This window comes from Paractinoplanes pyxinae, assembly GCF_026626335.1.
GTDB classification, from domain to species: domain Bacteria; phylum Actinomycetota; class Actinomycetes; order Mycobacteriales; family Micromonosporaceae; genus Actinoplanes; species Actinoplanes pyxinae.
In genome coordinates this window covers 79,036-101,806 of the sequence record NZ_JAPNTZ010000007.1, presented here as the reverse complement: position 1 = coordinate 101,806, position 22,771 = coordinate 79,036, and the positions used below count along the sequence as shown (strand labels likewise).

At 71.1% G+C, this 22,771-nt stretch carries 21 protein-coding genes, 2 tRNA genes and 1 pseudogene; 12 read left to right on the top strand and 12 right to left on the bottom strand.

All coding sequences use genetic code 11. From position 1 onward, the window contains the following. Positions 1-32: 32 nt before the first annotated feature. The gene (locus OWR29_RS20465; RefSeq protein WP_267564575.1) at positions 33-824 is read left to right on the top strand and encodes a fumarylacetoacetate hydrolase family protein; all 792 of its coding nucleotides are present in this window, start codon (positions 33-35) and stop codon (positions 822-824) included. Between the two features lie 8 nt (positions 825-832). Here the strand turns inward: OWR29_RS20465 and OWR29_RS20460 are convergent, their stop codons facing one another. Beyond that, positions 833-1,579, bottom strand: coding sequence for a TetR/AcrR family transcriptional regulator C-terminal domain-containing protein (locus OWR29_RS20460; RefSeq protein ID WP_267564574.1), 747 nt, complete (start codon positions 1,577-1,579; stop codon positions 833-835). A 46-nt stretch (positions 1,580-1,625) separates the two neighbouring features. On the opposite strand from OWR29_RS20460, the gene OWR29_RS20455 reads away from it, so the two are divergent. The 3 genes from OWR29_RS20455 to OWR29_RS20445 all read left to right on the top strand — a co-directional run bounded on the left by OWR29_RS20455 (position 1,626) and on the right by OWR29_RS20445 (position 2,732). After that, the gene (locus OWR29_RS20455) at positions 1,626-2,429 is read left to right on the top strand and encodes an NAD(P)H-binding protein (protein WP_267564573.1); all 804 of its coding nucleotides are present in this window, start codon (positions 1,626-1,628) and stop codon (positions 2,427-2,429) included. A gap of 68 nt (positions 2,430-2,497) precedes the next feature. Continuing rightward, positions 2,498-2,569: transfer RNA gene (locus OWR29_RS20450), tRNA-Gln, on the top strand. A gap of 90 nt (positions 2,570-2,659) precedes the next feature. Next, a tRNA-Glu gene (locus OWR29_RS20445) sits at positions 2,660-2,732 on the top strand. A 1,255-nt stretch (positions 2,733-3,987) separates the two neighbouring features. Here OWR29_RS20445 and OWR29_RS20440 read toward each other — a convergent pair. The 6 genes and pseudogenes from OWR29_RS20440 to OWR29_RS20415 form a co-directional block, all read right to left on the bottom strand. Next, positions 3,988-4,665 carry an MBL fold metallo-hydrolase gene (locus OWR29_RS20440; protein ID WP_267564572.1) on the bottom strand — a complete coding sequence of 226 codons (678 nt, stop codon included), beginning with the start codon at positions 4,663-4,665 and terminating at the stop codon, positions 3,988-3,990. Between the two features lie 51 nt (positions 4,666-4,716). After that, on the bottom strand, positions 4,717-5,457 hold the full coding sequence (locus tag OWR29_RS20435; RefSeq protein ID WP_267564571.1) for an MBL fold metallo-hydrolase: 741 nt from the start codon (positions 5,455-5,457) through the stop codon (positions 4,717-4,719). Next, positions 5,454-6,242 carry an alpha/beta hydrolase gene (locus OWR29_RS20430; RefSeq protein WP_267564570.1) on the bottom strand — a complete coding sequence of 263 codons (789 nt, stop codon included), beginning with the start codon at positions 6,240-6,242 and terminating at the stop codon, positions 5,454-5,456. Before OWR29_RS20430 ends, OWR29_RS20435 begins: the two co-directional genes overlap by 4 nt. Beyond that, positions 6,239-7,081: pseudogene (locus tag OWR29_RS20425) on the bottom strand (alpha/beta fold hydrolase); the annotation flags it as partial. The pseudogene OWR29_RS20425 and the gene OWR29_RS20430, both read right to left, overlap by 4 nt. A 43-nt stretch (positions 7,082-7,124) precedes the next feature. Beyond that, on the bottom strand, positions 7,125-9,893 hold the full coding sequence (locus tag OWR29_RS20420) for a helix-turn-helix transcriptional regulator (RefSeq protein ID WP_267564567.1): 2,769 nt from the start codon (positions 9,891-9,893) through the stop codon (positions 7,125-7,127). Between the two features lie 328 nt (positions 9,894-10,221). Next, positions 10,222-10,908: an IclR family transcriptional regulator gene (locus OWR29_RS20415; protein WP_023561932.1), complete on the bottom strand. Its 687-nt coding sequence runs from the start codon at positions 10,906-10,908 to the stop codon at positions 10,222-10,224. 49 nt (positions 10,909-10,957) lie between these two features. Between OWR29_RS20415 and leuC the strand changes: the two genes are divergently transcribed. The 4 genes from leuC (at position 10,958) to OWR29_RS20395 (ending at position 14,533) form a co-directional block, all read left to right on the top strand. After that, entirely contained in the window at positions 10,958-12,397 is a 1,440-nt protein-coding gene (gene leuC / locus OWR29_RS20410) for a 3-isopropylmalate dehydratase large subunit (protein WP_267564563.1), read from the top strand. A gap of 17 nt (positions 12,398-12,414) precedes the next feature. Then, positions 12,415-13,002 (top strand): 3-isopropylmalate dehydratase small subunit, encoded by a 588-nt coding sequence (gene leuD, locus OWR29_RS20405; RefSeq protein ID WP_267564561.1) that lies wholly within the window; start codon positions 12,415-12,417, stop codon positions 13,000-13,002. 216 nt (positions 13,003-13,218) lie between these two features. Then, the gene (locus OWR29_RS20400; protein WP_267564560.1) at positions 13,219-14,019 is read left to right on the top strand and encodes an HU family DNA-binding protein; all 801 of its coding nucleotides are present in this window, start codon (positions 13,219-13,221) and stop codon (positions 14,017-14,019) included. A gap of 88 nt (positions 14,020-14,107) precedes the next feature. Next, positions 14,108-14,533, top strand: a complete 426-nt coding sequence (locus OWR29_RS20395; protein ID WP_267564559.1) for a hypothetical protein — start codon at positions 14,108-14,110, stop codon at positions 14,531-14,533. Here the strand turns inward: OWR29_RS20395 and OWR29_RS20390 are convergent. From OWR29_RS20390 to cofC, 4 genes are read right to left on the bottom strand one after another with little or no spacing between them, the layout of a single operon-like run. Further along, positions 14,490-15,365, bottom strand: coding sequence for an NUDIX hydrolase (locus tag OWR29_RS20390; protein ID WP_267564558.1), 876 nt, complete (start codon positions 15,363-15,365; stop codon positions 14,490-14,492). The two genes, OWR29_RS20395 and OWR29_RS20390, sit on opposite strands and share 44 nt — an antisense overlap. Further along, a complete protein-coding gene (locus OWR29_RS20385; protein ID WP_267564556.1) occupies positions 15,362-17,635 on the bottom strand; it encodes an RNA degradosome polyphosphate kinase in 2,274 nt (757 codons plus the stop codon). Before OWR29_RS20385 ends, OWR29_RS20390 begins: the two co-directional genes overlap by 4 nt. 54 nt (positions 17,636-17,689) lie before the next feature. Further along, the gene (locus OWR29_RS20380) at positions 17,690-17,887 is read right to left on the bottom strand and encodes a cold-shock protein (protein WP_267564555.1); all 198 of its coding nucleotides are present in this window, start codon (positions 17,885-17,887) and stop codon (positions 17,690-17,692) included. A gap of 17 nt (positions 17,888-17,904) precedes the next feature. Next, positions 17,905-18,555, bottom strand: coding sequence for a 2-phospho-L-lactate guanylyltransferase (gene cofC, locus OWR29_RS20375; RefSeq protein ID WP_267564554.1), 651 nt, complete (start codon positions 18,553-18,555; stop codon positions 17,905-17,907). A 131-nt stretch (positions 18,556-18,686) separates the two neighbouring features. On the opposite strand from cofC, the gene OWR29_RS20370 reads away from it, so the two are divergent. From OWR29_RS20370 to OWR29_RS20355, 4 genes are read left to right on the top strand one after another with little or no spacing between them, the layout of a single operon-like run. Then, positions 18,687-19,418: a lysophospholipid acyltransferase family protein gene (locus OWR29_RS20370; protein ID WP_267564553.1), complete on the top strand. Its 732-nt coding sequence runs from the start codon at positions 18,687-18,689 to the stop codon at positions 19,416-19,418. Next, positions 19,415-20,410 (top strand): NAD(P)H-dependent glycerol-3-phosphate dehydrogenase, encoded by a 996-nt coding sequence (locus OWR29_RS20365; RefSeq protein ID WP_267564551.1) that lies wholly within the window; start codon positions 19,415-19,417, stop codon positions 20,408-20,410. Before OWR29_RS20370 ends, OWR29_RS20365 begins: the two co-directional genes overlap by 4 nt. Further along, positions 20,407-21,510 carry a cystathionine gamma-lyase gene (locus OWR29_RS20360; protein ID WP_267564550.1) on the top strand — a complete coding sequence of 368 codons (1,104 nt, stop codon included), beginning with the start codon at positions 20,407-20,409 and terminating at the stop codon, positions 21,508-21,510. The genes OWR29_RS20365 and OWR29_RS20360 overlap by 4 nt, the downstream gene beginning before the upstream one ends. Positions 21,511-21,567: 57 nt before the next feature. Continuing rightward, complete coding sequence (locus OWR29_RS20355) at positions 21,568-21,924, top strand: hypothetical protein (RefSeq protein ID WP_267564549.1); 357 nt, start codon at positions 21,568-21,570, stop codon at positions 21,922-21,924. Between the two features lie 8 nt (positions 21,925-21,932). Here OWR29_RS20355 and OWR29_RS20350 read toward each other — a convergent pair whose 3' ends face one another. Beyond that, complete coding sequence (locus tag OWR29_RS20350) at positions 21,933-22,760, bottom strand: ATP-binding protein (RefSeq protein ID WP_267564548.1); 828 nt, start codon at positions 22,758-22,760, stop codon at positions 21,933-21,935. Between the last annotated feature and the right edge of the window lie 11 nt (positions 22,761-22,771).

Here is a 22,771-nt window from a genome sequence, read left to right as displayed (position 1 = left end):
AGAGCAGCCAAGCCGCGAAGAGGGGATTAGCCGTGCGATTCGCCCGTTTTGTTCATGCCGGAGGGGTGTCCTTCGGTGTCGTCGAGGGTGACGCGTCGGGCCTGACCGTCGCCGAGATCGGCTCGCTGCCGTTCGAAGAGGTCCGGTTCACCGGCCAGCGCTGGGCGCTCGCCGACGTCCGCCTGCTCGCCCCGATCTTCTCCAGCAAGGTCATCGGCATCGGCCGCAACTACGCCGACCACGCCGCCGAGCACGGCAACGAGGTGCCCAAAGAGCCGCTGATCTTCATCAAGCCGTCCACCTCGGTGATTGGCCCCAACGACGCCATCCGGCTGCCCCCGCAGTCCCAGCGCGTCGAGGAAGAGGCCGAGCTGGCCGTGGTCATCGGCGCCACCGGCGCCCGCCGGGTCGACCGGGCCGGCGCCGAGAAGGCCATCTTCGGCTACACCATCGGCAACGACGTCACCGCCCGTGACCTGCAGCGCAGCGACCCGCAGTGGACCCGGGCCAAGGGCTTCGACTCGTTCTGCCCGATCGGCCCGTGGATCGTCACCGGCCTCGACGTGAGCGACCTCGAGATCCGGTGCGAGGTGGGGCGCAACCCCGACGCCATGGAGGTGCGCCAGATCGGCCGTACGAAAGACATGGTCTTCGACGTGCCGACCCTGGTCTCGTACGTGTCACACGTCATGACGCTGCTGCCGGGCGACATCATCCTGACCGGCACGCCGGCCGGCGTCAGCGAGATCACCTCGGGCGACACGGTGTCGGTCAGCATCCAGGGCATCGGCGAGCTACGAAACCCGGTCGTCTCCCTCGACTGACCGCCTTCTCACCCGGCCTCGTCGTGGGCTGAGCGTTCGATGCCGTCCAGCAGCAGGCCCAGGCCGTACTCGTACGCGTCCTGGGCCTGTTCGTCGGCGGCGCGGTCGAAGGCGCCGCCGTTCCAGATCGCGGTCATCGTGGGGTGCGCCTCGACGTCGAACCAGCTCTCCCACAGCTCGCCGCGCTGCAGCCACCACTCGTCGGTGCTGCGCCCGGTCGTCCGGCGTAACAGGATGCCCTCGGCCTCGTGCCGGGCGGCCGACGTGACCCAGGCCGAGATCGCCGTGGCCGCCTCGTTCAGCCGACGCAGCGGCAGGCCGAGCGTGGCCACCGCCGCCAGCACGTACTCGCTCTCGGCCAGCATGCCCGGCCCGAGCGGCGGCCGCGCCCGAGACACCTCGGCCAGCCAGGGGTGCGCCCGATACATGGCGAAGGTGCGCTCGGCGTAGAGCAGCACCCGCTCCCGAAAAGTGCCGCCGCCGCGCAGATCGCGGGCCCACAACACCTCGTCGACCATCAGATCGGCCAGTTCGGGGCGCGAAGGCACGTACGTGTAGAGGCTCATCGTGGCCACCGAAAGCTCAGCCGCCACGCGCGCCATCGACGCCGCCTCCAGCCCTTCGGCGTCGGCGATCCGGATCGCCGTGGTCACCACCAGGTCGACGCTGAGCCGGGGCGGGCGGCCGACCGCCTTGCGAGCCGGAACCGAGCGCCGCCAGAGCAGCGGCAAAATCCGGGGCTGAAACTCTTCCATGATTCCGTATAGGCTACGGGAACTCGATTCCGTAGGGAGTACGGAAATGAAGATCCTGGTCACCGGTGCGACCGCCAACGTGGGTCGGATGGTCGTCGACGAACTGCTGGCCCTCGGCGCCCGTGATGTGCGCGCCCTCACCGTTTCCCCGGAGCGCGCGGCTCTGCCGGGCGGAGTCGAGGTTGCGCACGGCTTCATCGGGCGACCTTCGTCACTGCGTACGGCGTTGGAAGGGGTTGACGTGATGTATCTCGCCCCGCACATCCCGACCGTGCACGTAGTGTGCCGCCTGGCTCGCGAAGCCGGCGTGACCCGCATCGTCGACCTGGCCGGCGCCAAAGGCGACCACTGGCAGCAGATCGAAGACGGCGTCGAAGCCAGTGGCGTCCCCTGGACCCACCTCGAACCCGGCGAATTCATGGCCAACAGCACCCTGTGGGCCGCCCAGATCCGCGCCGGCGACGAAGTGCGCGACGGCTACGCCAACTCGGCCAACGCCGCCATCGCGCAAGAAGACATCGCCGCCGTGGCCGCCCGGGTGCTCACCGAACCCGGCCACGAAGGCAAGTCGTACGAACTCACCGGCCCCGAAACGCTGACCCGGCGGCAGAAGGTCGAAGCCATCGGCCGGGCGCTCGGCCGTGAACTGCGCTACATCGAACTCAGCCACGACGAAGCAGTCGACCAGCTGCGCCCGATCATGGGCGAGCACGCCGAGTGGTACCTGCAAGGCGCAGCCACGCTCGTCGACCACCCCCAACCCGCCGTCGACACCGTCGCCCGCGTGCTCGGCCGCCCCGCCACCACATACGAGAACTGGGCCCGCACCCACGCCGCCCTCTTCCGATGAGGTAACCCGATTTGGTTGCCCCCAGGGCGTCGGGTAAAGTTCTCTCTCGGCACGGGAAACCGGGCCAATGGGGTATGGGGTAATTGGCAGCCCGGCTGATTCTGGTTCAGCTAGTCTAGGTTCGAGTCCTGGTACCCCAGCGCTGACACTCCCGCAGGAGGGGCGGCGCTGGACTTCTGATAGAGTTCAGCCCGTCGCAAACGCGAGAGCGCAAGCACAAAGCAAGTCCTGGCCCCGTCGTCTAGCGGCCTAGGACGCCGCCCTCTCAAGGCGGTAGCGAGGGTTCGAATCCCTTCGGGGCTACATTCCGGATGACCCTGTCTGCAGAAAGCGCAGACAGGGTCATTCCGCATTCTCACCTGGGGGCCGAGCCCCCAGACCCCCACGTTACGGTGCCTGCGGCTGTGGGTGGCTGGGGTGGAAAGGCCCTTCGGGCCTGACCGTTCGCCTTCGGCGTCACTTTGTGGGGTGGCTCTTCGGCTTCGCCGAATTCGGGTGCGGGAGCAGCCGGTCACCGCCCACTTGAGTCATTCGGGGTCGGGTCTCGGTGACGTCGCCGAAGTTGATGCTCGTACCGAACTGCTCTGCACGGCCGCGCTGCTGTTCCGCCGTCGCCTCGATGTAGTTCTGTGACGTAGGCCTGGTGTCTCGCCTCGCGGCCGTCGTGCCCGTTATCGCCCTCATGGCCATGGTGAGTTGTGGTGGCCGTGGCCGCAGGTGATGCTCGCCGATACCGGGTGCCGCTACGGTCCGGGAGATTTGGGACCAGCTTGGCGCCCTCGTCGGGATCGCCTCTGGCGCTTCGGTTGGCGTGCAGGTTGTGGCCGGCGTGCCTGCATCCGGCGCACGGTTCAGCTTCGAAGTGCCCGAGGCCGCGGGCTGGCTCACGCTGACCGGCAACTACCCGCCGATGTGCAGGTCGGCGACCTCCACTTTCGTCGAGTGCCCGGCCTCACCTCGCCCAAGTAGCCCGTCACCATCGGCACCTTGCATCCGCCGCCGGCACCCGCCCACCGCCACCGGCCACCCGCAACCGGCCCCCACCGGCCACCCGCCACCGCCGCCACCGGCCATCCGCCACCGGCCATCCGCCACCGGCCCCCACCGGCCATCCGCCAACCGCAACCGGCCCTCACCGGCCATCCGCCACCGGCCATCCGCCAACCGCAACCGGCCCCCACCAGCCAGCCGCCACCGCCCCCACCAGCCAGCCGCCACCGGCCATCCGCTACCGCCGCCACCGGCCATCCGCTACCGCCGCCACCGGCCATCCGCCACGCGCCCCACTGGCCCACCGCTACTGCCGCGGGCACCGGCGCCACCGCTACTGCCGCGGGCACCGGCGCCACCGCCGCTGCCGCGGGCACCGGCGCCACCGCCGCTGCCGCGGGTGCCGGCGCCACCGCTACTGCCGCGGGCATCGGTCCCACTGCCACTGCCGCGGGCAGCGGCCACACCGCTACTGCCGCGGGCGGCGGGCACGCCGGCGCCACTGCCGTCGGCTGCGGTGTCGGTGCCGCGGCCGCTGGGGTTGGCGCCTGCCAGTGGCTGGCGGGGGTTAGGCGGGGGTCCAGATGGCGTTGTCGTGGGCGAAGAGGACTTGTTTGGGGTCCAGGGACAGTAGGTGGGCCAGCCAGAGGGGTTGGGTGCCTACGCCGGCCTGGTGGCCTAGTACGTCTGAGGTGAAGAGGGTTGCGTTGTCGTGGCTTTGGCCGGCCACGATCACTGTGCCGTCGGATTTTTTGATCACCAGGGACTGGTGGCCTGCGGTGTGGCCGGGGGTGGGGACGATGAAGACGCCTGGGGCTATCTCGGCCTCGCCGGTCAGTTCCTCTATTCGGGCGCCTGGATGGTCCACCAGCTCGGGCAGGGTGTGGCTCTCTTGGGCGCGGGCCAGGGCCAGCTCGGCGGTCTGGGCGAAGACGGGACGGCCGGCCAGGTTCGGGTTTCCGCCGCAGTGATCAAAGTGGAGGTGGCAGTTCACGACCGCCTTGACCTCGTCGATGTCGGTGCCGGCGGACTTCAGGGCGGCTGGCAGGGGGATGCGCGTGGGGTTGTACCAGGCGTCGACCTCGGGGTCGCGGCCCATGCCGGTGTCGACCAGGATCACGCCGGCGGTGGGGTGGGTGACGACGTAGCCCAGGGTCGGCTCGACCCTGGGCCGGCCGGTGCCGGTTTCCTCGGCGGGGCGGATGAAGTAGCCGTAGTTGACTCGCCGCACGGAGATGTCGTTCACGGGCACCACGCTATCGCTGGGCACCGACACAAAACGGTGGAGCAGCGGCGCCTAGACGGCAGTGGCGACCCCGGGCGTGAGCCAGGTCAGGCGGCCCGGCGGGAAGGCGGCCTCGATCTGCGCCCGGCCCTCGTGGAAGTGGGACCAGCCTTCGTAGTGCACCGGGACGACCGTACGCGGCTTGATTCTCTCCACCAGGGAAGCGGCATCCCGGCCGGTCATGGTGAATCGGGCGGGACCGGTCAGGCCGAACTGCACCTTGCCCAGATGCAGGATCGCCGTGTCGATGATGAAACGGTCGGCCACCTCGAGCATTCCGGGGAAGACGACGGTGTCTCCCGAGATCCAGACCGTCCCCTGCGAGGGCGCCTCCAGGACGAAACCCGTTGTCGGGCCGACGATCGGGACGCTCCATGCGGGACCGTGACGCGACGGGGTGGCGGTGATCGTGACGCCGCCGATGGTCGTCGTCTGCCAGGGGGCGAGGCCGGTCGCGCCCAGTCGCCGGCCGCCGGCCACCGTGGTCACCACGACCGGCGCCGTCGGCAGCAGGGCCCGGCCGGCGTCGTCGAGGTTGTCGGCGTGCTGGTCGTGGGTCAGCAGCACGCCGTCGATCCGGCCCAGCGACGCGGCGGGCACGGCGGGGCCGGCCGTCTTGCGCGAGGACGTGCCCCAGCCGAACGAGTAGCGCCGGCCGGGGGCGTCGAAGGTCGGATCGACGAGCAGCCGTACGCCGGCGAACTCGAGCAGTGTGGTCGGTCCGCCGACGTGCGTGATGGTCAGTGTGCTCATCGGGCGTGAGCCAGCGCCCATTCGAGGACGTCGTCGGCGATCTGCTCCCAGCCCTTCTGAGCCGGCAGCAGGTGGGCGTAGCCCTCGTACTCGCGTCGCTCGGTGACCGTTTTCGACTTGTAGTGCTTGGCGTTCGACTCCTGGATCACCGGCGGCATGATGTGGTCCTCCGAGCCCGACACGAACAGCAGCGGCGCCCGGTTGTCGTTGTGGTAATCGACCCACGTGTCCTGGTGACCGGGCTGGAAGTTGGCGAGCACCCCGCCCCACAGGATGCCACCGCTGGCCGGGATCGCGTACCGCTCGTAGAGGGCCCGCGCCTCGTCCTCGGTGAACGTGTTGGTGAAGGCGTATTTCCACTCCTCGAAGGTGAGCGGGATCGCCTTGTGCCGGTTGGCCGGGCTCTTCAGCACCGGGAAGGTCGACTTCAACTGCGAGAGGGGTACGACCCGGACGCCCTCGGTGGGCGCCGAGTTCATCGCGACGCCGGCCGCCCCGTACCCGTGGTCGAGCAGGATCTGGGTGAAGGCGCCGCCGGCCGAGTGGCCGATGATGATCGGCGGCTCGGGCAGGGCCCGGATGGCTTCCTCGTAGTGCGCGATGATCTGCGGCACGGTCACGTTCACGATGGGCGTCGGGTCGGCGTTGAGCGCCTCCACCTCGACCTCGAAGCCGGGGTAGCCGGGCGCGATCACCTGGTGTCCCTTGGCCTCGTAGTGCGCCTTCCAGTTCTCCCAGCTGCGCGGGGTCACCCAGAAACCGTGGACCAGAACGATGGGCTTCATGCGCCGTACTCCTTCAGAAAGGCCAGCAGATCGGCTGCGAGTTGTTCTCGGTGGGTGTCGGTGATGCCGTGCGGCGCACCGGGATAGACGGTGAGACGGGCGTATTTGAGGCGGGCGGCCGACGCCTGCCCGCCGACGGCGAACGGCACCACCTGGTCGTCGTCGCCGTGGATGACCAGCGCGGGCACGTCGATCGCGTCGAGGTCGGCGCGGAAGTCGGTGCCCGAGAAGGCGGCGATGCACTCGTACGCGTTGCGGTGCCCCGACTGCAGCCCCTGCAGCCAGAAGGCGTGCCGGATGCCGGAGGACACGTCGGCGCCGGGCCGGTTGTGGCCGAAGAACGGGCCGTCGGCCAGATCCCGGTACTGCTGCGAGCGATCGGCCAGCGAGCCCGCGCGCAGGCTGTCGAAGATCTCGACCGGCAGCCCGCCCGGGTTGTCCGGCGTCCGCAGCATGAACGGCGGCACGGCCGACACCAGCACCACCTGGGCCACCCGTGCGGTGCCGTGCCGCCCGACGTAGCGCGCCACTTCGCCGCCGCCGGTCGAGAAGCCGATCAGCGTGATCCGCCACAGATCGAGCGCGTCGATCACGGCGGCCAGATCATCGGCGTACGTGTCCATCTCGTTGCCGTGCCACGTCTGCGTGGAGCGGCCGTGCCCGCGACGGTCGTGGGCGATCGCCCGGTATCCGTGGCCGGCCAGGAAGAGTTGCTGCGCCTCCCAGCTGTCGGCGGAGAGCGGCCAGCCGTGGCTGAGCACGACCGGTCGTCCCGCGCCCCAGTCCTTGTAGAAGATCTCCGCCCCGTCGGCGGTTCTCACGAAGGCCATGCGCCGATCGTGCTGGGAGCGCACCCATCGGCGAATCCCGTGGAACGCGTAGTCAGTCGTGCGAACTCTCGCGTAGCTGCCGGCGCGAGCGCACGCCGAGCTTCCGGTAGATCTTGCGCAGGTGGTAGTCCACGGTGCTGGCGCTCAGATACAGATGCGCCGCGATCTCCGCGTTGGTCCCTCCGGCCCGGGCCAGGCGGGCCACGGCGGCCTCCTGCGGGGTCAGGTCCGTTTCGTTTTCCCGTACGGGGTTTCGCACGCTGCCGCCCAGCGCCGCCAGCTCACGCCGCACCCGCCCCAGGAACGCCTCGGCCCGCTCCGCCTCGAAGATTCGCAACGCCGCGGACAGTTGCTCCCGGGCATCCCCGCGCCGGCGTCGGCGGCGCAGCCATTCGCCGTACAGCAAATGGGCCCGAGCCAGATCACCCACCGCGAGCGTCTCCGAGAGCAGGTCGACGGCCTCCCGATAGTGCGGCTCGGCCGATTCCCCGGCCGCCAGCAACGCGCGCGAGCGAGCCAGCAGGCCCTTCGCCCACGGCGTTCCGCTGTGGCGCACGGCCACGGCCAGATCGCCGTAGGCCAGCTTGGCGATGCGCCGGTCGCCGGCTCGCAGAGCGCACTCCACCAGATCGGGCAGCACCCGCGCGTACAGGCCGGGGGTGCCGAGCTCGACCAGGTGGCCCAGTTGGACCAGGCCGGCCGCGTAGTCGCCGCGGCCGACGGCGATCAGGGCGAGGCTCTGGCGCATGATCGAGACCATCGCGCCCAGGCCGATCGCCTCGGCCGCCGGCACGACCTGTTCCAGGGCCTCGTGGACGCCGTCGCCGGCCCGCCAGGCCAGCAGCTCCGGGTGGCGCCAGATCTGCTCCTGGTGGGTGGTGACGCCGATGGATTCCCGGATCCGGCGGCCGGTCGCCTCGTAGCGGTCGGCCTCGGCGAGCCGGCCGTACGCCGTCTCGGTCATCGCGGCCAGGAAGACGACCAGGTCGAGCATCTGCAGCGCGCCGGTGGCCCGCGCGTGCGCCTCGGCCCGGCGCAGGATCGTCTGACGGTTGGCGTCGTCCCAGGTGAGATTGCAGAAGGTGACACCCAGTACGACGTGCCGCAGCACGTCGGCGTCGTCCGCGCCGGCCATCGCCTCGGCGGCGCGTCGCAGGTGCGGACCGGCTTCGGGATAACCGCCGTCGAAGAAGTTCGCGTAGGCGGCCAGAAGCAGATCGGCCGGCTCCAGCGCCGGGCCGGCGGAGTTCAGCGGACCCGGCTGCGGGCTCGGCTGTGGTTCCGGCCGCGGCGAGGGGGCGACGGCGACGCGGGCGGCCAGGGCTATCTCGCGCTGGGTCGTGCCGTGCAGTGACGACTCGACCGAGATCGAGTGTTCCGCCGCCTGGAGCATCGCGGCCCGGGCCCGGTCGGGGGCGTCCGTACCGAAGCACTCGGCGGCGGCCAGGCACATGGCCGAGGCGCGCCGGGTCGCCTCGGGATCGCCCGTGCTTACTGCGGCCACGGCTCGGATCAGCAGAGCCTCGCCGCGGCCGACCGGGCCGAGCAAAGCGTCGTCGGCCGTGTCGAGCAGGGCGAGAGTGCGCACGGGCGACCCGGCCTGCAGCGCCGCCCCCGCGGCGGCCAGTAGCCACCCGGCCCGCGCGACCGGGGACCCGGTGAGTTCGGCCGCGCGCACCAGGAACGAGGCGCGGGCGGCATGCCCGCCCCGGGCGCCGGCCCGGTCGGCCACCCGGGCCAGTTCGGCCGCGGTCACCTCGTCCGGCCCGATCGCGGCCGCGGCGTGGTGCCAGGCCCGTTGATCGGCGTCCTGCGGGTCGGTGGTCACCTCGGCCAGGGCGAGATGCACTCGGCGGCGTTCGGTGGCCGAGGCGCCGTTGTAGACGGCGGAACGCACCAGCGGGTGGCGGAACGAGACCGAACGTCCCACGAGCACGAGCCGTGCGGACTCGGCCGGCCCGGCGTCGTCGGGGGAGATGCCGAGGGCGGCGGCCGCGGCGGCCAGCCGGACGGGATCACCGGCGGGTTCGGCGGCCGCCGACAACAGCCAGGTGCGGGTGGCCGGGGGAAGGCCGTTGACCCGGGCCAGGTAGGTCGCCTCCAACCGGCTGCCGATCGGCATCGGGTCGGGTAGCGGAGTGCCCCCGCTGAGCTCACCGGCGGTCAGTTCGCGCCCGAGATCGGTCAGTGCGAGGGGGTTCCCGCGGGTGGCGTCCACGATCGAGGCGGCCACCGAACGGTCGAGCGGGCCGTCGACCAGCTCGCCGAGCAGCGCGACCCCGGCCTCGCGGGCCAGCCCCAGCACGTCGAGCGCACGGATGCCGGTCAGGTCGGGATGATCGTCGCCCCGCAATCCGAACAGCAGCACCACACCCTCGGCGTGCAGACGCCGGGCCACGAAAGCCAGCGACCGCAACGATTCCTGATCGAGCCACTGCGCGTCGTCGATCACGCACGACCGGCGCGAGCCGGCGAGCAGGGTCAGGGCGGCCAGGCTGACGAGGTAGAGATCGGGCGGGGGACCATCGGTGAGGCCACAGGCCACTTCCAGGGCCGCGCGCTGACCGGCGGGCAGGCGATCTCGTTGCGGCAGCAGCGGAACGAGCAACCGGTGCAGGGCGGCGAAGGGAAAGGTGGCCTCGGACTCGATGCCGCTGAGGCTCAGGGTCTCGGGCGCGACGCTCCGGGCGTACGACAGGAGGGCGGTCTTGCCGACGCCCGCCTCACCTCGCAACACCAGGCTCGCGCTGCGCCCCCGCCGCGCCGCGGCCAGCAGCGCGTCGAGGGTGGCGCATTCGCTCTCCCGGCCCACCAACCGCACGCGGTGACAGTATCGGCGCGAAACGACACCCCACCAGGCCGGAAGCCGAAGATGCACGCAGGGCCGATCCCCGTGCACACAGGGCCGATCCACCTGCGCGAAGGTGCGCGCATACGGGTACGAAGGTCCGGACCGCAGCGGGCCGTCCGCGCGCGAAACGGCCGCAACGCGCGGGGTGTGTGCACCGGGCGGCCGGCAGGGAAGCGGCGCAACGCGCGGAGTGTGTGCACTGGGCGGCGGCCGCGCGCGAAACGGCACAACGCCCAGGGTGTGTGCGCCGGGCTCGGTGGCGGGCGGAACGACGTACCGGATCGGGAAAGAATTGGCCTCAGAGGCCGGACAGGCGCTGCCCCGCACGCACCACGGCCATCGCGTGCCGCTCGCCGGGACGGCGGCCCAGACGCTCTATCGGACCGCTTATCGAGATGGAGGCGATGACCCGGCCCGTCCGGTCGCGGATCGGGGCGGAGACGCTGGCCACACCGGGCTCACGCTCGGCCACGCTCTGGGCCCACCCGCGCCGCCGCACCTCGGCCAGCGTGCGGCCGGTGAACTTGCACCGGGGGAGCAGCGGCATGACCGCCTCGGGCGGTTCCCAGGCGAGCAGGATCTGGGCGGCCGAACCGGCCACCATGGGCAGCACCGAACCGACCGGAACCGTGTCCCGCAGGCCGCTCGCGCGCTCGGCCGCGGCCACGCAGATGCGCTCGTCGGCCCGGCGCAAGTACAGCTGCGCGCTCTCGCCGGTCGCGTCCCGCAATGCGGAAAGAAGGGGCTCGGCCGCGGTCAGCAGCACGTCCGGCGCGGCGTTGGCCAGCTCGCCCAGACGCGGGCCGGGGCGCCAGCGGCCCTGGGTGTCGCGCACCAGCATGCGGTGGATCTCCAGCGCCTGGGCCAGGCGATGTGCGGTCGCCCGGGGCAGCTTCGTACGGTCGACGAGTTCGGCCAGGCTGGCGCCGTCGACACAGGCCGCCAAGATGACGACCGCCTTGTCGAGAACGCCGACACCGCTCATACTGTGTCCCACAAGCCGAAACATACCTCCCAGAATTTAGGATGTCCAGATGGTGGGAGTCACTCCGAGGACCCTGGCCGAGAAGGTCTGGGACGACCACGTCGTGCGTGCTGCCGAGGGTGAGCCTGATCTGCTCTACATCGACCTGCACCTGCTGCACGAGGTGACCAGCCCGCAGGCCTTCGACGGCCTGCGCATGGCGGGCCGCCCGGTTCGACGCACCGATCTCACGCTCGCGACCGAGGATCACAACACGCCGACCGGCTACGCCGACCCGGCCTTCAACACCAAGCGCGGCGAGCTCTTCACGATCGCCGACACGACCTCGCGGACGCAGATCGAGACGCTGCGGAAGAACTGCGCGGAATTCGGTGTCCAGATCCGCCCGCTGGGCGACGTCAACCAGGGCATCGTGCACGTGATCGGGCCGCAGCTGGGGCTCACCCAGCCCGGCATGACGATCGTCTGCGGCGACTCGCACACCGCCACCCACGGCGCGTTCGGCGCGCTGGCCTTCGGTATCGGCACCAGCGAGGTCGAGCACGTGCTGGCCACCCAGACGCTGCCGCAGTCGAAGCCGAAGACGATGGCGGTCACCGTGGTCGGCGAGCTGCGCCCCGGCGTCAGCGCCAAAGACCTGATCCTGGCCCTCATCACGCAGACCGGCACCGGCGGCGGCAACGGCCACATCGTGGAGTACCGCGGCGACGCCATCCGCAAGCTCTCCATGGAGGGCCGGATGACCATCTGCAACATGAGCATCGAGTGGGGCGCCAAGGCCGGCATGATCGCGCCCGACGAGACCACGTTCGCCTACCTCAAGGGCCGCGAGCACGCGCCTCAGGGCGAGCAGTGGGACGCCGCCGTGGCGTACTGGAAGACGCTCGTGACCGACGAGGGCGCCGAGTACGACACCGAGATCATCCTCGACGCCGCCTCGATCAGCCCGTTCATCACCTGGGGCACCAACCCGGGCCAGGGCGCGCCGCTCGACAGCGTGGTGCCCGACCCCGACGAGTTCATCGAGGAGACCGACCGCAGCGCCGCCCGGCGTGCGCTCGACTACATGGCCCTCGAGCCCGGCACCCCGTTCAAAGAGGTTCCGGTCGACGTGGTCTTCGTCGGCTCCTGCACCAACGGGCGCCTGGAAGACCTGCGGGCCGCGGCCGACGTGCTGCGCGGCCACAAGGTGCACGACGACGTCCGCATGATGATCGTGCCGGGCTCGTACAAGGTGCGCGAGGCGGCCGAGGCCGAGGGTCTCGACAAGGTCTTCACCGAGGCGGGCGCCGAGTGGCGTTTCGCGGGCTGTTCGATGTGCCTGGGCATGAACCCGGACACCCTCAGCCCCGGCCAGCGCGCCGCCTCGACGTCCAACCGCAACTTCGAGGGCCGGCAGGGCAAGGGCGGGCGCACCCACCTGGTCTCGCCGCAGGTTGCCGCCGCTACCGCCGTCGTGGGCCGCCTGGCCGCCCCGGCCGACCTGTAGAGGGAGAGACGAAAGAGATGGACAAGTTCGTCACCCACAGCGGCAAAGTGATGCCGCTGCGCCGATCTGATGTAGACACCGACCAGATCATTCCGGCCGTGTATCTGAAGCGGGTCACCCGCACCGGATTCGAGGACGGTTTGTTCAGCGCCTGGCGCGAAGATCCTGGATTCGTGCTCCACAACCCGGCTCACGCGGGCTCGACAATCCTCGTCGCCGGCCCCAATTTCGGCACCGGATCGTCACGTCAGCACGCCGTCTGGGCGCTGCGCGACTGGGGTTTCAAGGTGGTCATCGCGGCCCGCTTCGGCGACATTTTCCGGGGCAACGCGCTCAAGGAGGGGCTGCTGCCCGTCCAACTCGACCAGAAGGCCGTCGAAGCCCTCTGGGATCTGGCCGAAAGCGAGCCCGAAAAGCAGATCACGGTGGACCTCGAGGGCCGCCGAGTGGTCGCCGACGACGCCTCCTGGTCGTTCCCGATCGACGATTTCAGTCGTTGGCGCCTCATGGAAGGCCTCGACGACATCGGACTGACGCTGCGCCACGAGGGGGCCATCACCGCGTACGAGAAGGGTCGTCCGTCCTTCAAGCCGGTCGTCGCCTGAGGCTCAAATCCAAGCCGGAACAAGCTTTTTCGCCCCCACCGCATCCCCGGTGGGGGCGAATTCGTTGCAACACAAGGGTTTTTTTGACACTAATGTTTGTGTCCGCTGGTCAGAGGGCATACGGTGCGCGCAGAATGGCTCGCATTGGGCCAGTGGGGCTCGAAACGACTAAGAACACCCCTACGAGCCCCAGTTCTCACGTTCGGGAGGAAAACCGTGAACAAGGCCGAGCTCATCGAGGCGCTCGCAGCCCGACTGGGTGACCGCAAGACGGCTACGGCCGCTCTTGACGCCGTCATCAGCGAGGTGGAGAACGCAGTCACCAAGGGCGACCGGGTTGCCATCACCGGCTTCGGCGTCTTCGAGAAGCGGGCACGCAATGCGCGGACGGCCCGTAATCCGCGTACCGGCGAGCCGGTGAAAGTGAAGAAAACGTCTGTGCCGGCCTTCAAGCCCGGCACGGCCTTCCGCGAGATGGTGGCCAGTGGCAAGGTCGCCAAGGCCGCCGCCCCGGCCAAGAAGGCCACGGCCACGGCCACGAAGGCAACCGCCGCCAAGGCGACGACGGCCCGCAAGACGGCCACCACCAAGGCGGCCGCTCCGGCCAAGAGCACCGCCACCAAGGCCACCGCCACGAAGGCCGCTCCGGCGACCAAGACGGCGGCGGCGAAGAAGACGGCCGCGACCAAGGCTGCTCCGGCCAAGAGCACCGCCACCAAGGCGACGGCGGCCAAGAAGACCGCCGCCACCAAGAGCACCGCCACGAAGGCCGCTCCGGCGACCAAGACGGCGGCGGCGAAGAAGACGGCCGCGACCAAGGCTGCTCCGGCCAAGAGCACCGCCACCAAGGCGACGGCGGCCAAGAAGACCGCCGCCACGAAGGCCGCCCCGGCCAAGAGCACCGCGACCAAGACGGCGGCCGCCAAGAAGACGACCGCCCGCAAGACCACGACCGCGGCCACGGCCGCCACTCCGGCCCGGGCTCGCGCCACGGGCGCCACGCGCAAGACGCGCTGATTCAGCGGAGAAAGGCGTCCACCCGATCGGTGGACGCCTTTCGTGTGTGCGGGGCACGGAAACCGCCGCCCGCCTACCGTCGGCGGACATGGGGCGTGACGCATCGCCGCGCGGACTGGTCGGCCGGTCGGTCATCGCCACGGCGGTGTTCGCGGCGGCCGTGGTGCCGGGCTGGACGCTCGGCGGGCTGGCCGAGCGGTACACCGGCTCGCAGCTGCTCGACTGGCTCCTCACGGGCGCCTGGGCCGCGCTCGCCGTGCGCCTGCTGGCCCCATGGACCTCGTACCGGCCGCGGGACGCCTGGCTGGGCCTGATCCCGCTCTACAACTGGTATCTGGTCTGTGTGCTCGGCTGGCGGGTGTCGCTGCTGCCCCTGCGCGACTGGGAGCCGCGCGAGGACGAGCTGTGGCGGGCCCGGTGGCTCACCGGCGACCTGATCGGCTACTGGCGGGCCGACCCGCCCGCCGCGGTCAGAGCCGAGCCGGTTCGAGCAGGCGCTCGCCGGCCCAGGTGAGCAACCAGGCCTCGCCCTTGGCGGTCTTGTAGGAGTCGCTGTCGGCCTGATCGACCAGGGCGGCCAGCAGGTGCGGGATTATCTTGCCCTGGCTGCAGATCGCGGCCAGGCCGCCCGAGCGCAGGTCGAGCAGGCGCTGCGCGGCCAGCTTGGCCTTGGCCGGAGCGTCGTCGGCGTCGGCCGGCTCCGCGAACGCGCCGTCGACCACGATCGGCAGATCGCCCCGGGCCGCGGCCACCGGCTCGAGGGTCTGCTTGCAGCGCAACGGCGTCGCCGCGAACAGCCTTTCCGGGCCGATCACGGCGCACACCTCGGCGAAGCGTTCCGCCTCGGCCTGGCCCTGCGCGTCGATCGGGCGGAGCGCGTCGTTGCCCGACCATTTCTTGCGCTCGCCGGCGTGCGCGTGCCGCACCAGCACGACCACCGCGGTGATCGGGGGCAGGGCGGCCGCCTGCCGCAGCACGGCCCGCTCGTCGTCGTAGCTGAGCCGGGTCAGGGCGTCGTCGAAGGACAGCCAGGCGACCTCGTCGACCTCGTCGGTGTCCTGCACCGGGCCGCCGTCGCCCACCGCCTCCATGAGCCAGTAGTCGACCGTCTTGGGGCGGCCGTCGGGCAGTGTGTAGGCCACCGCCGGCAGCGGCGCCCGGACCCGGCTTGCCCAGCCCGTCTCTTCCAGCACCTCACGCGCGGCGCCCAGGACGGGTGGCTCGTCCTTGTCGAGCTTGCCCTTGGGCAGGGCCCAGTCGTCGTACCGGGGACGGTGCACGAGGCAGACCTTGCCCTCGCGCACCAGCACGCCGCCGGCGGCCCGAACCGTGGTGCTCCCGCTCACTTGACCGCCTTGCCGATGACGCGGCGCAGAAGCGCCTCCTGCAGATGGACGTGCGGCTCGGTGAGGTTGGCCGGGTGCCGGTGCCAGGTGCCGTCGCCGGCCAGGTCGAAGCCCTCGGTGCCGTCGCTCATCGACAGGTCGAGCACGTACCGCAGCTCCTCGCGGGCGGTCGGCAGGGTGACCCGCACCAGCGCCTCGACCCGGCGGTCGAGGTTGCGGTGCATCATGTCGGCCGAGCCGATCCAGTACTCCGCGTCCTCACCGGCGCCGAACCGGAACACTCGCGAATGCTCCAGGAAACGGCCGACGATCGAGCGGACCCGGATGTTGTCCGACAGGCCGGGCACGCCGGGCCGCAGCGCGCACATGCCCCGGATGATCAGGTCGACCTTCACGCCGTCCTGCGAGGCGCGGTAGAGCGCGTCGATCGTCTCCTCGTCGACGAGCGAGTTCACCTTGATCTGCACCAGCGCCTCACCGCCGTCCCGGGCGATGCGGGCCTGCTCCTGGATCCGCTCGATCAGGCCCTGCCGTACGCCGTGCGGGGCCACCAGCAGCCGGCGGTACGACCGCTGGCGGCTGTAGCCGGTGAGGACGTTGAACAGATCGGTGACGTCGGCGCCCACCTCGGGATCGGCCGTCAGCATGCCGAAGTCCTCGTAGAGCCGGGCCGTCTTGGGGTGGTAGTTGCCGGTGCCGATGTGGCAGTACCGACGGATCTGGTTGCCCTCCTGCCGGACGACCAGAGCGGTCTTGCAGTGGGTCTTCAGCCCGACCAGGCCGTAGACGACGTGACAGCCGGCCCGTTCCAGTGTGCGGGCCCAGGCGATGTTGGCCACCTCGTCGAAGCGGGCCTTCACCTCGACCAGCACCACGACCTGCTTGCCGGCGGCGGCCGCGTCGACCAGCGCGTCGACGATCGGCGAGTCACCCGAGGTGCGGTACAGGGTCTGCTTGATGGCCAGCACGTTCGGGTCGGCCGCGGCCTGCTCGATGAAGCGCTGGACGCTCGTCGAGAACGAGTGGTACGGGTGGTGGACCAGGATGTCGCTCTCGCGCAGCCGGTTGAAGACGCTCCGCGGCACCTCGCCGTCGGCCAGCTGCGGGTGCGTCGCCGGGACGAAAGGGCGGTCCTTCAGGTCGTCGCGGTCGCACTCGCCGAAGACCTGCCACAGCGACGAGAGGTCGAGCAGGCCGGGCACCCGCTGCACGTCCGAGTCGACGACGTCGAGCTCGCGCACCAGCAGGTCGAGCACGTGGTCGCTGATCGAGGCGGCCACCTCGAGGCGCACCGGCGGGCCGAAGCGGCGCTGGGCCAGCTCGCGCTCGAGCGCCTGCAGCAGATCTTCGTCGCGGTCCTCGTCGACCTCGAGCTCGGCGTTGCGGGTGACCCGGAACAGGTGCCATTCCTGCAGCTGCATGCCCGGGAAGAGCTGGTCGAGGTAGGCGGCGATGAGCTCTTCGACCGGCAGGAACCGCACCGCCCGGCTGTCGTTCTGCACGGTCACGAACCGCGGCACGTTGTTCGGAACCTTTATGCGGGCGAACAACTCGCTCCCGCCGCCGTCGGGGTCGCGCAGCACGACGGCCAGGTTCAACGACCGGTTCGAGATGTACGGGAACGGGTGCGCCGGGTCGACCGCGAGCGGCGTCAGCACGGGGAACACCTGCTCGCGGAAGTACGTGCGCAGGCGCTCGCGCTCCGGCGCGTCCAGTTCGGCCCAGGTGACCACCTCGATGCCCTCGGCCGACAGCTTGGGCCGCACCTCGTCGCCGAAGCAGGCCGCCTGCCGGGTCACCAGGTCGGCCGTGCGCTGCGAGATCATGTCGAGCTGGTTGCGCAGCGAGGAGCGGTCGCCGCCGCGCATCGGCAGGCCCGCGTTGAGCCGGCGCTTCAGGCCCGCGACCCGCACCATGTAGAACTCGTCGAGGTTGCTGGCGAAGATGGCCAGGAACTTGGCCCTTTCCAGCAGCGGAGTCTCGGGATCCTCGGCCAGCGCCAGCACCCGGGCGTTGAAGTCGAGCCAAGAGAGCTCCCGGTTGAGGAAGCGGTCCTCCGGCAGCTCGGGCCGGCCGTCGCCCTCGAGCGGCTCGGTCTGGTCGGGTGTCTCGATGCTGGTGGTCACCAGGTGCTCCGTCGGTCTCGGATCTTCGGTTGCGGCGTCCACGGTCTCGCCCACGGGTGCCGTAACGCCGTCTTTCGTACGGGGAAGGAAGCGGCCGTTCGAGCCACGCCGGCGGCTGCTCGGGGTCCGGGGCGAGGTCTGCATCGCACCATCATTGCCGGTTTTACCTAAACGTGAAACGGACACGGCTGCACCGTTTCAGTCGACCCCGGGAATTCTCACCTGGCGGACGCGGCCGCCCTCACCCGCCTCGATCGCCACCCGCTGCCCCAGCCGCAGTTTCCGCAGCCCCGAGGCGTCGAAGGCGGGCGCGTCGAACGCCAGCTCAGTGCCGTCGTCGAGCAGCAGGGTGCCGCTGCGGGAGGTGGGGTCGAAGGTCGCGATCGTGCCCTGCATGACGTTGACGCTACCGGTCAGGCCGCGGAGACGCAGGCCACCTTGAGTCCCGCGTCACGCAGAAGGGCGCACGTGTGGATTCCGGCCCCCAAGCCGAGAACAGTGTGCAGGTCGGCCGGGGTGTCGACGTCCTGCCGCAGACCCGGCCAGTCGCCCTCGAGCGCCCGCGCGCCGGAGGCCGCGTGGGCCGCCGCCGAGCCGAGCCCGAAGCGCGGGTCCAGCGGCTCGCCCGGGCCGGCCGCGAGCAGCACCGTGCCGCTGCCGGCGGCGTCGGCCACGAAGGCGCGGCCGGGCCGGGCGTCCTTCAGTGCCGCGTCGAGCTGCTCGGGGCGCAGCGCGGGCAGATCGCCGGCCAGCACGGCGCGGTGCCGGCCCAGCCCGGCCACCTCGTCGGCGCCGTACCGCATGGCCTCGTTCAGCCCGGCCGCCGGGCGGTCGGGCACCACCCGGGCGCCCAGCGCCGACACGGCCGCGGCGGCCACCGGGTCGTCGGTCACCACCAGCAGCTCGGCCACGGCCGGAGCGGCCAGCACGGCGGCGACCGTGTCGCGCACCATGGCCAGGGCCAGCTCGCCGTGCCGGGGCGCGGGCACGGCGCCGCGCAGCCGGCTCTTCGCGGCCCCCAGCCGCTTCACCGGCATGACCGCCACCCAGTCGCCCGTCGTCATCGTCACCAGTGTGCCAGCGCGGCGGTAAGGACCCCTACCTGGTACCGCAGGCTTCGAGCAGGCATGATTTCGACGCAGGTACGACGACCAGGGCGGCGGGGACACGCCGCCCGAGCAGGGCAGGAGGGGCCGTGGCGCACCGCAGGCTCGGGTTCTGGCGGCGTTTCGCGGCGATACTGGCGATCCCCGTGCTGAAGGTCTGGACGAAGCGGACCTGGCTGAACTTGGGGAACATCCCACGGTCCGGCGGCGTCATCATCGCCCCGAACCACGTGTCGCATTTCGATCCGCTCGTCGTGGGTTACTTCGTCTACGGCGCCGGCCGCTGGCCCCGCTTCCTCGGCAAGGCCAGCCTGTGGAAGGTGCCGGTGCTCGGCGGCTTTCTGCGCAAGGTGCAGCAGATCCCGGTCGAACGCGGCAGTGTCGAGGCCGTGAAGTCCCTGGACGTGCTGGTCGAGGCGCTGCGGCAGGGCGGCGCGGTGGTGGTCTACCCCGAGGGCACGACCACCCGCGAGCCCGACCTGTGGCCGATGCGGGGCAAGACCGGCGCGGCCCGGCTGGCCCTGCTCACCGGCGCGCCGGTGGTGCCCGTGGCCAACTGGGGAGCCGAACGCATCTTCGACCCCCGCACGAGCAAACTGCGATTCCGGCGTACGCCGGTGACCGTGACCGCCGGTCCGCCGGTCGACCTGAGCCGGTGGCAGGGCGCCACCCCGACCAAGCCCGTGCTCGAGCAGATGACCGAGGCGATCATGCACGACGTCAGCGTGCTCCTGGGCGAGGTGCGCGGTCAGCAGCCGCCGGCCGCCCTCTACGACCGTCCCCGCCGGCAGGCCGCCGCGGGCACCGAGGACGCCGGATGAGCCGGGCCGCCGTCATCGGGGCCGGCGCCTGGGGCACGGCCTTCGCCAAGATGCTGGCCGAGGCGGGCGCCGACGTCACCATGTGGGCCCGGCGCGAGTCCGTCGTCGCCTCCATCCGCGACCACCATCTCAACGAGAGCGCGCTGCCCGGGCTCAAGCTGCCCGAGCGCATCACCGCCACCGGCGACGTGGCCGAGGCGGTGGCCGGGGCCGAGATCGTGGCCATCGCCGTGCCGTCGCAGACGCTGCGCGGCAACCTGGCCGAGTGGGCGCCCGCGTTCGAGGCGGACTCGACGATCGTCTCGCTCATGAAGGGCATCGAGCTCGGCACGACCAAGCGGATGAGCCAGGTCATCGTCGAGACGGCCCGGGTCGAGCCGGCCCGGGTGGTGGTGGTTTCCGGCCCCAACCTGGCCCCCGAGATCGCCGCCGAGCAGCCGGCGGCCACGGTCGTCGCGGGCACCGACCACGACCGGTGCCGGGCCGTGCAGCACGCCATCGCGCTGCCCTACATGCGCCCGTACACCAGCGAGGACGTGGTCGGCTGCGAGCTCGGCGGCGCTGTCAAGAACGTGATCGCGCTGGCCTACGGCATGGCCGCCGCGATGAAGCTGGGCGACAACACCAAGGCGTCGCTGATCACCCGCGGCCTGGCCGAGACGGCCCGGCTGGGCGTGGCCCTGGGCGCCGACCCGCTCACCTTCGCCGGTCTGGCCGGGCTGGGCGACCTGGTCGCGACGTGTTCGTCGCCACTGTCACGCAACCGCACCTTCGGCGAGCAGCTGGGTCTCGGTAAGACTCTGGAGCAGGCGCAGACCGCCGCCCGGCAGACCGCCGAGGGTGTGAAGAGCTGCCTGGCGATCCGCGACCTGGCCCGCGCGCACGCGGTCGAGGTGCCGATCACCGAGCAGGTCGAGCGGGTGTGCCACGAGGGCGTCGACCCGCGGGTCGCCGTGAAGCTGCTGATGGGTCGGGAGATCAAGCCGGAATGAGCTACAGCGACGGAACCAGGGTTGTGCACGCGGGGCTGCCGGAAGCCGAGGCGGGCGACCCGTTTTTGCCCGGCCCGGTCTTCGCCGCGCCCTACCACCTCGACCCGGCCGAGGGTCAGGTCGGCGACTACGGGTACGGGCGTCCCGACAACCCGACCCGCCGGCTGCTCGAGTCCGCGATCGGCGAGCTCGAGGGCGGCCGCACGCTGACGTTCGCCAGCGGCCAGGCGGCGATCACCGCCCTGCTGCTCTCGGTGCTCCGCAGCGGCGACACGGTGGTGCTGCCCTCCGACGGCTACTTCACGGTCCGCAGCTTCGCCGAGAGCACCCTGCGTGACCTCGGCGTCAAGACGGTCCTGGCGCCCACGGCCGGCCCGTTCCCGGACTTCACCGGCGTACGCCTGGTGATGCTCGAGACCCCGGCCAACCCCGGCCTCGACGTGTGCGACATCGGCGAGGTGTCCGCCGCCGCCCACGCCGCCGGCGCTTTGGTGGCCGTCGACAACACCACGGCCACCCCGCTCGGCCAGAACCCGCTGGCGCTCGGGGCCGACCTGGTCGTCGCCTCCGGCACGAAGGCGCTGACCGGCCACTCCGACGTGCTGCTGGGCTACGTCTCGACCAACGACGACGCGGTCTACGAGAAGGTCGAGACCTGGCGCAAGCACACCGGCGCCATCCCCGGCGCCTTCGACGCCTGGCTGGCCCACCGCTCGATCGCCACCCTCGACCTGCGCCTGGCCCGCCAGAGCCAGAACGCGGCCGCCGTGGCCGCCCTGCTGAACGGCCGGTCCGACGTGACCGGGGTGCGCTGGCCCGGCCTGCACTCCGACCCGTCGTACGCCGTGGCCTCCCGCCAGATGCGGCGGATCCCCGGCGTCGTCTCGTTCGACCTGGGCGACGCGCAGCGGGTGGCCCGCTTCCTGACCGCGGCCGAACTGGTCTTCGCGGCCACCTCGTTCGGCGGCGTCCACACCACAGCCGACCGCCGGGCCCAGTGGGGCGACGACACCAGCCCCGGTTTCGTACGCCTGTCGTGCGGCATCGAAGACACGGTCGACCTGCTGGCCGACCTCACCGCCGCCCTCGACGAAGCCTGACGGCGCTTCCGGCCCCGGTGATCACGTTCGCCGGGGCCGCCGGGATACGGTGCCCCAGTGAGTTGGGACAGCTTCTCCGGTGACCAGGTAGCCGCCATGACCCAGGGCGAAAGCTTCTTCGCCGCCCCCGGCGAACGAGAGTGCCCGTCCTGCGGCAAGCTTTCGCTGCGCGCCTACGTGACGGCCCCCGAGAACGCCCGCCGCCCCACCTTGGTCAGCTACGTCTGGTGCTCCTCGTGCCGCAAATTCGTCGGCACCCGAGCCAAACACCCCGAGGGCCTGGTCTTCAGCGACCCGCTGGCCGCCCTGCCCACCGCCGAACGCCGAGAACTCGAACGCAGCCTGGTCGGCTTCCTCGACCACCTCGACAACCTGTGGAACACCGGCGCCCTGCCCCAAACCTTCGCCGCCTGAGGCCTCGATCACCTGGACCACAGACTGGTCAAGGGCACGGCGAGGATCCGTTCGGACAGTCCGAAGACTCTGGGGCCGCTGTGCACGAGCAGTCCCATGGCGAGCCTCGCTCCGAGCCGCTCGCGCAACCATTCGAGGTGACGGGCATCTTCGCGGGCCGGAGCGGCCGTTGCCTTCACCTCGACGGCGATGACTTGACCGTCCCGCGCCTCGATCAGGAGGTCGATCTCGTGCCGGCCGTTGGCGTCACGCAGGTGGTACATGTCCGCTCCGACGACGCTGAGCGCACACTCGGCGCGGAACTGAGCGGCCACCAGGGTGTCGAGAATCCGGCCCAGCAGATCGCTGTCGCGAAGGACGCGGCGGTGATCCACCCGCAGGATCGGGTTGAGCAGACCCGGGTCGATGAGGTACCGCTTCGGCAGACGCACCGCACGATCCAGGAAATTGCCGGCCCAGGCGGGAACGCGCTGCGTGATCATCAAGCTGTCGAGCAGGTTGTCGTAGCTGACGGCGGTCGCACGGTCGATGCCGGCCGCGTCGTAGAGCACCTTGTGGGTCGGAACGCCGCCGGTATTGGCCGCCAGCACGTGAAGATACTTCCGCATGCGGACGGGATCGCGCACGATCCCGAGCGACGGCGCCTCGCGGGTGACGAGATGGTCGACGTAGCCGGTGAGCCACCGGTCACGCGGGCGGTCACCGAGCACACGCAGCGCCTCGGGCCAACCGCTGGAAAGCGCCTCATCGACGTAGTCGTGCAAATCCCAAGGGGACGGCGAGCCGTCGAACGCCTCCATGCCGTCGCTGAGGATCCGGTCGATCAGCGACGGCATGGTCGGATCAC

Excerpts from the sequence above, each read along its gene's own strand:
- OWR29_RS20460 (WP_267564574.1), bottom strand. The coding sequence starts at position 1,579 with ATGGAAGAGTTTCAGCCCCGGATTTTGCCGCTGCTCTGGCGGCGCTCG.
- OWR29_RS20455 (WP_267564573.1), top strand. The coding sequence starts at position 1,626 with ATGAAGATCCTGGTCACCGGTGCGACCGCCAACGTGGGTCGGATGGTC.
- OWR29_RS20435 (WP_267564571.1), bottom strand. The coding sequence starts at position 5,457 with ATGAGCACACTGACCATCACGCACGTCGGCGGACCGACCACACTGCTC.
- OWR29_RS20430 (WP_267564570.1), bottom strand. The coding sequence starts at position 6,242 with ATGAAGCCCATCGTTCTGGTCCACGGTTTCTGGGTGACCCCGCGCAGC.
- OWR29_RS20415 (WP_023561932.1), bottom strand. The coding sequence starts at position 10,908 with ATGAGCGGTGTCGGCGTTCTCGACAAGGCGGTCGTCATCTTGGCGGCC.
- leuC (WP_267564563.1), top strand. The coding sequence starts at position 10,958 with ATGGTGGGAGTCACTCCGAGGACCCTGGCCGAGAAGGTCTGGGACGAC.
- leuD (WP_267564561.1), top strand. The coding sequence starts at position 12,415 with ATGGACAAGTTCGTCACCCACAGCGGCAAAGTGATGCCGCTGCGCCGA.
- OWR29_RS20395 (WP_267564559.1), top strand. The coding sequence starts at position 14,108 with ATGGGGCGTGACGCATCGCCGCGCGGACTGGTCGGCCGGTCGGTCATC.
- OWR29_RS20385 (WP_267564556.1), bottom strand. The coding sequence starts at position 17,635 with ATGCAGACCTCGCCCCGGACCCCGAGCAGCCGCCGGCGTGGCTCGAAC.
- OWR29_RS20380 (WP_267564555.1), bottom strand. The coding sequence starts at position 17,887 with ATGCAGGGCACGATCGCGACCTTCGACCCCACCTCCCGCAGCGGCACC.
- cofC (WP_267564554.1), bottom strand. The coding sequence starts at position 18,555 with ATGACGACGGGCGACTGGGTGGCGGTCATGCCGGTGAAGCGGCTGGGG.
- OWR29_RS20365 (WP_267564551.1), top strand. The coding sequence starts at position 19,415 with ATGAGCCGGGCCGCCGTCATCGGGGCCGGCGCCTGGGGCACGGCCTTC.
- OWR29_RS20360 (WP_267564550.1), top strand. The coding sequence starts at position 20,407 with ATGAGCTACAGCGACGGAACCAGGGTTGTGCACGCGGGGCTGCCGGAA.
- OWR29_RS20350 (WP_267564548.1), bottom strand. The coding sequence starts at position 22,760 with ATGCCGTCGCTGATCGACCGGATCCTCAGCGACGGCATGGAGGCGTTC.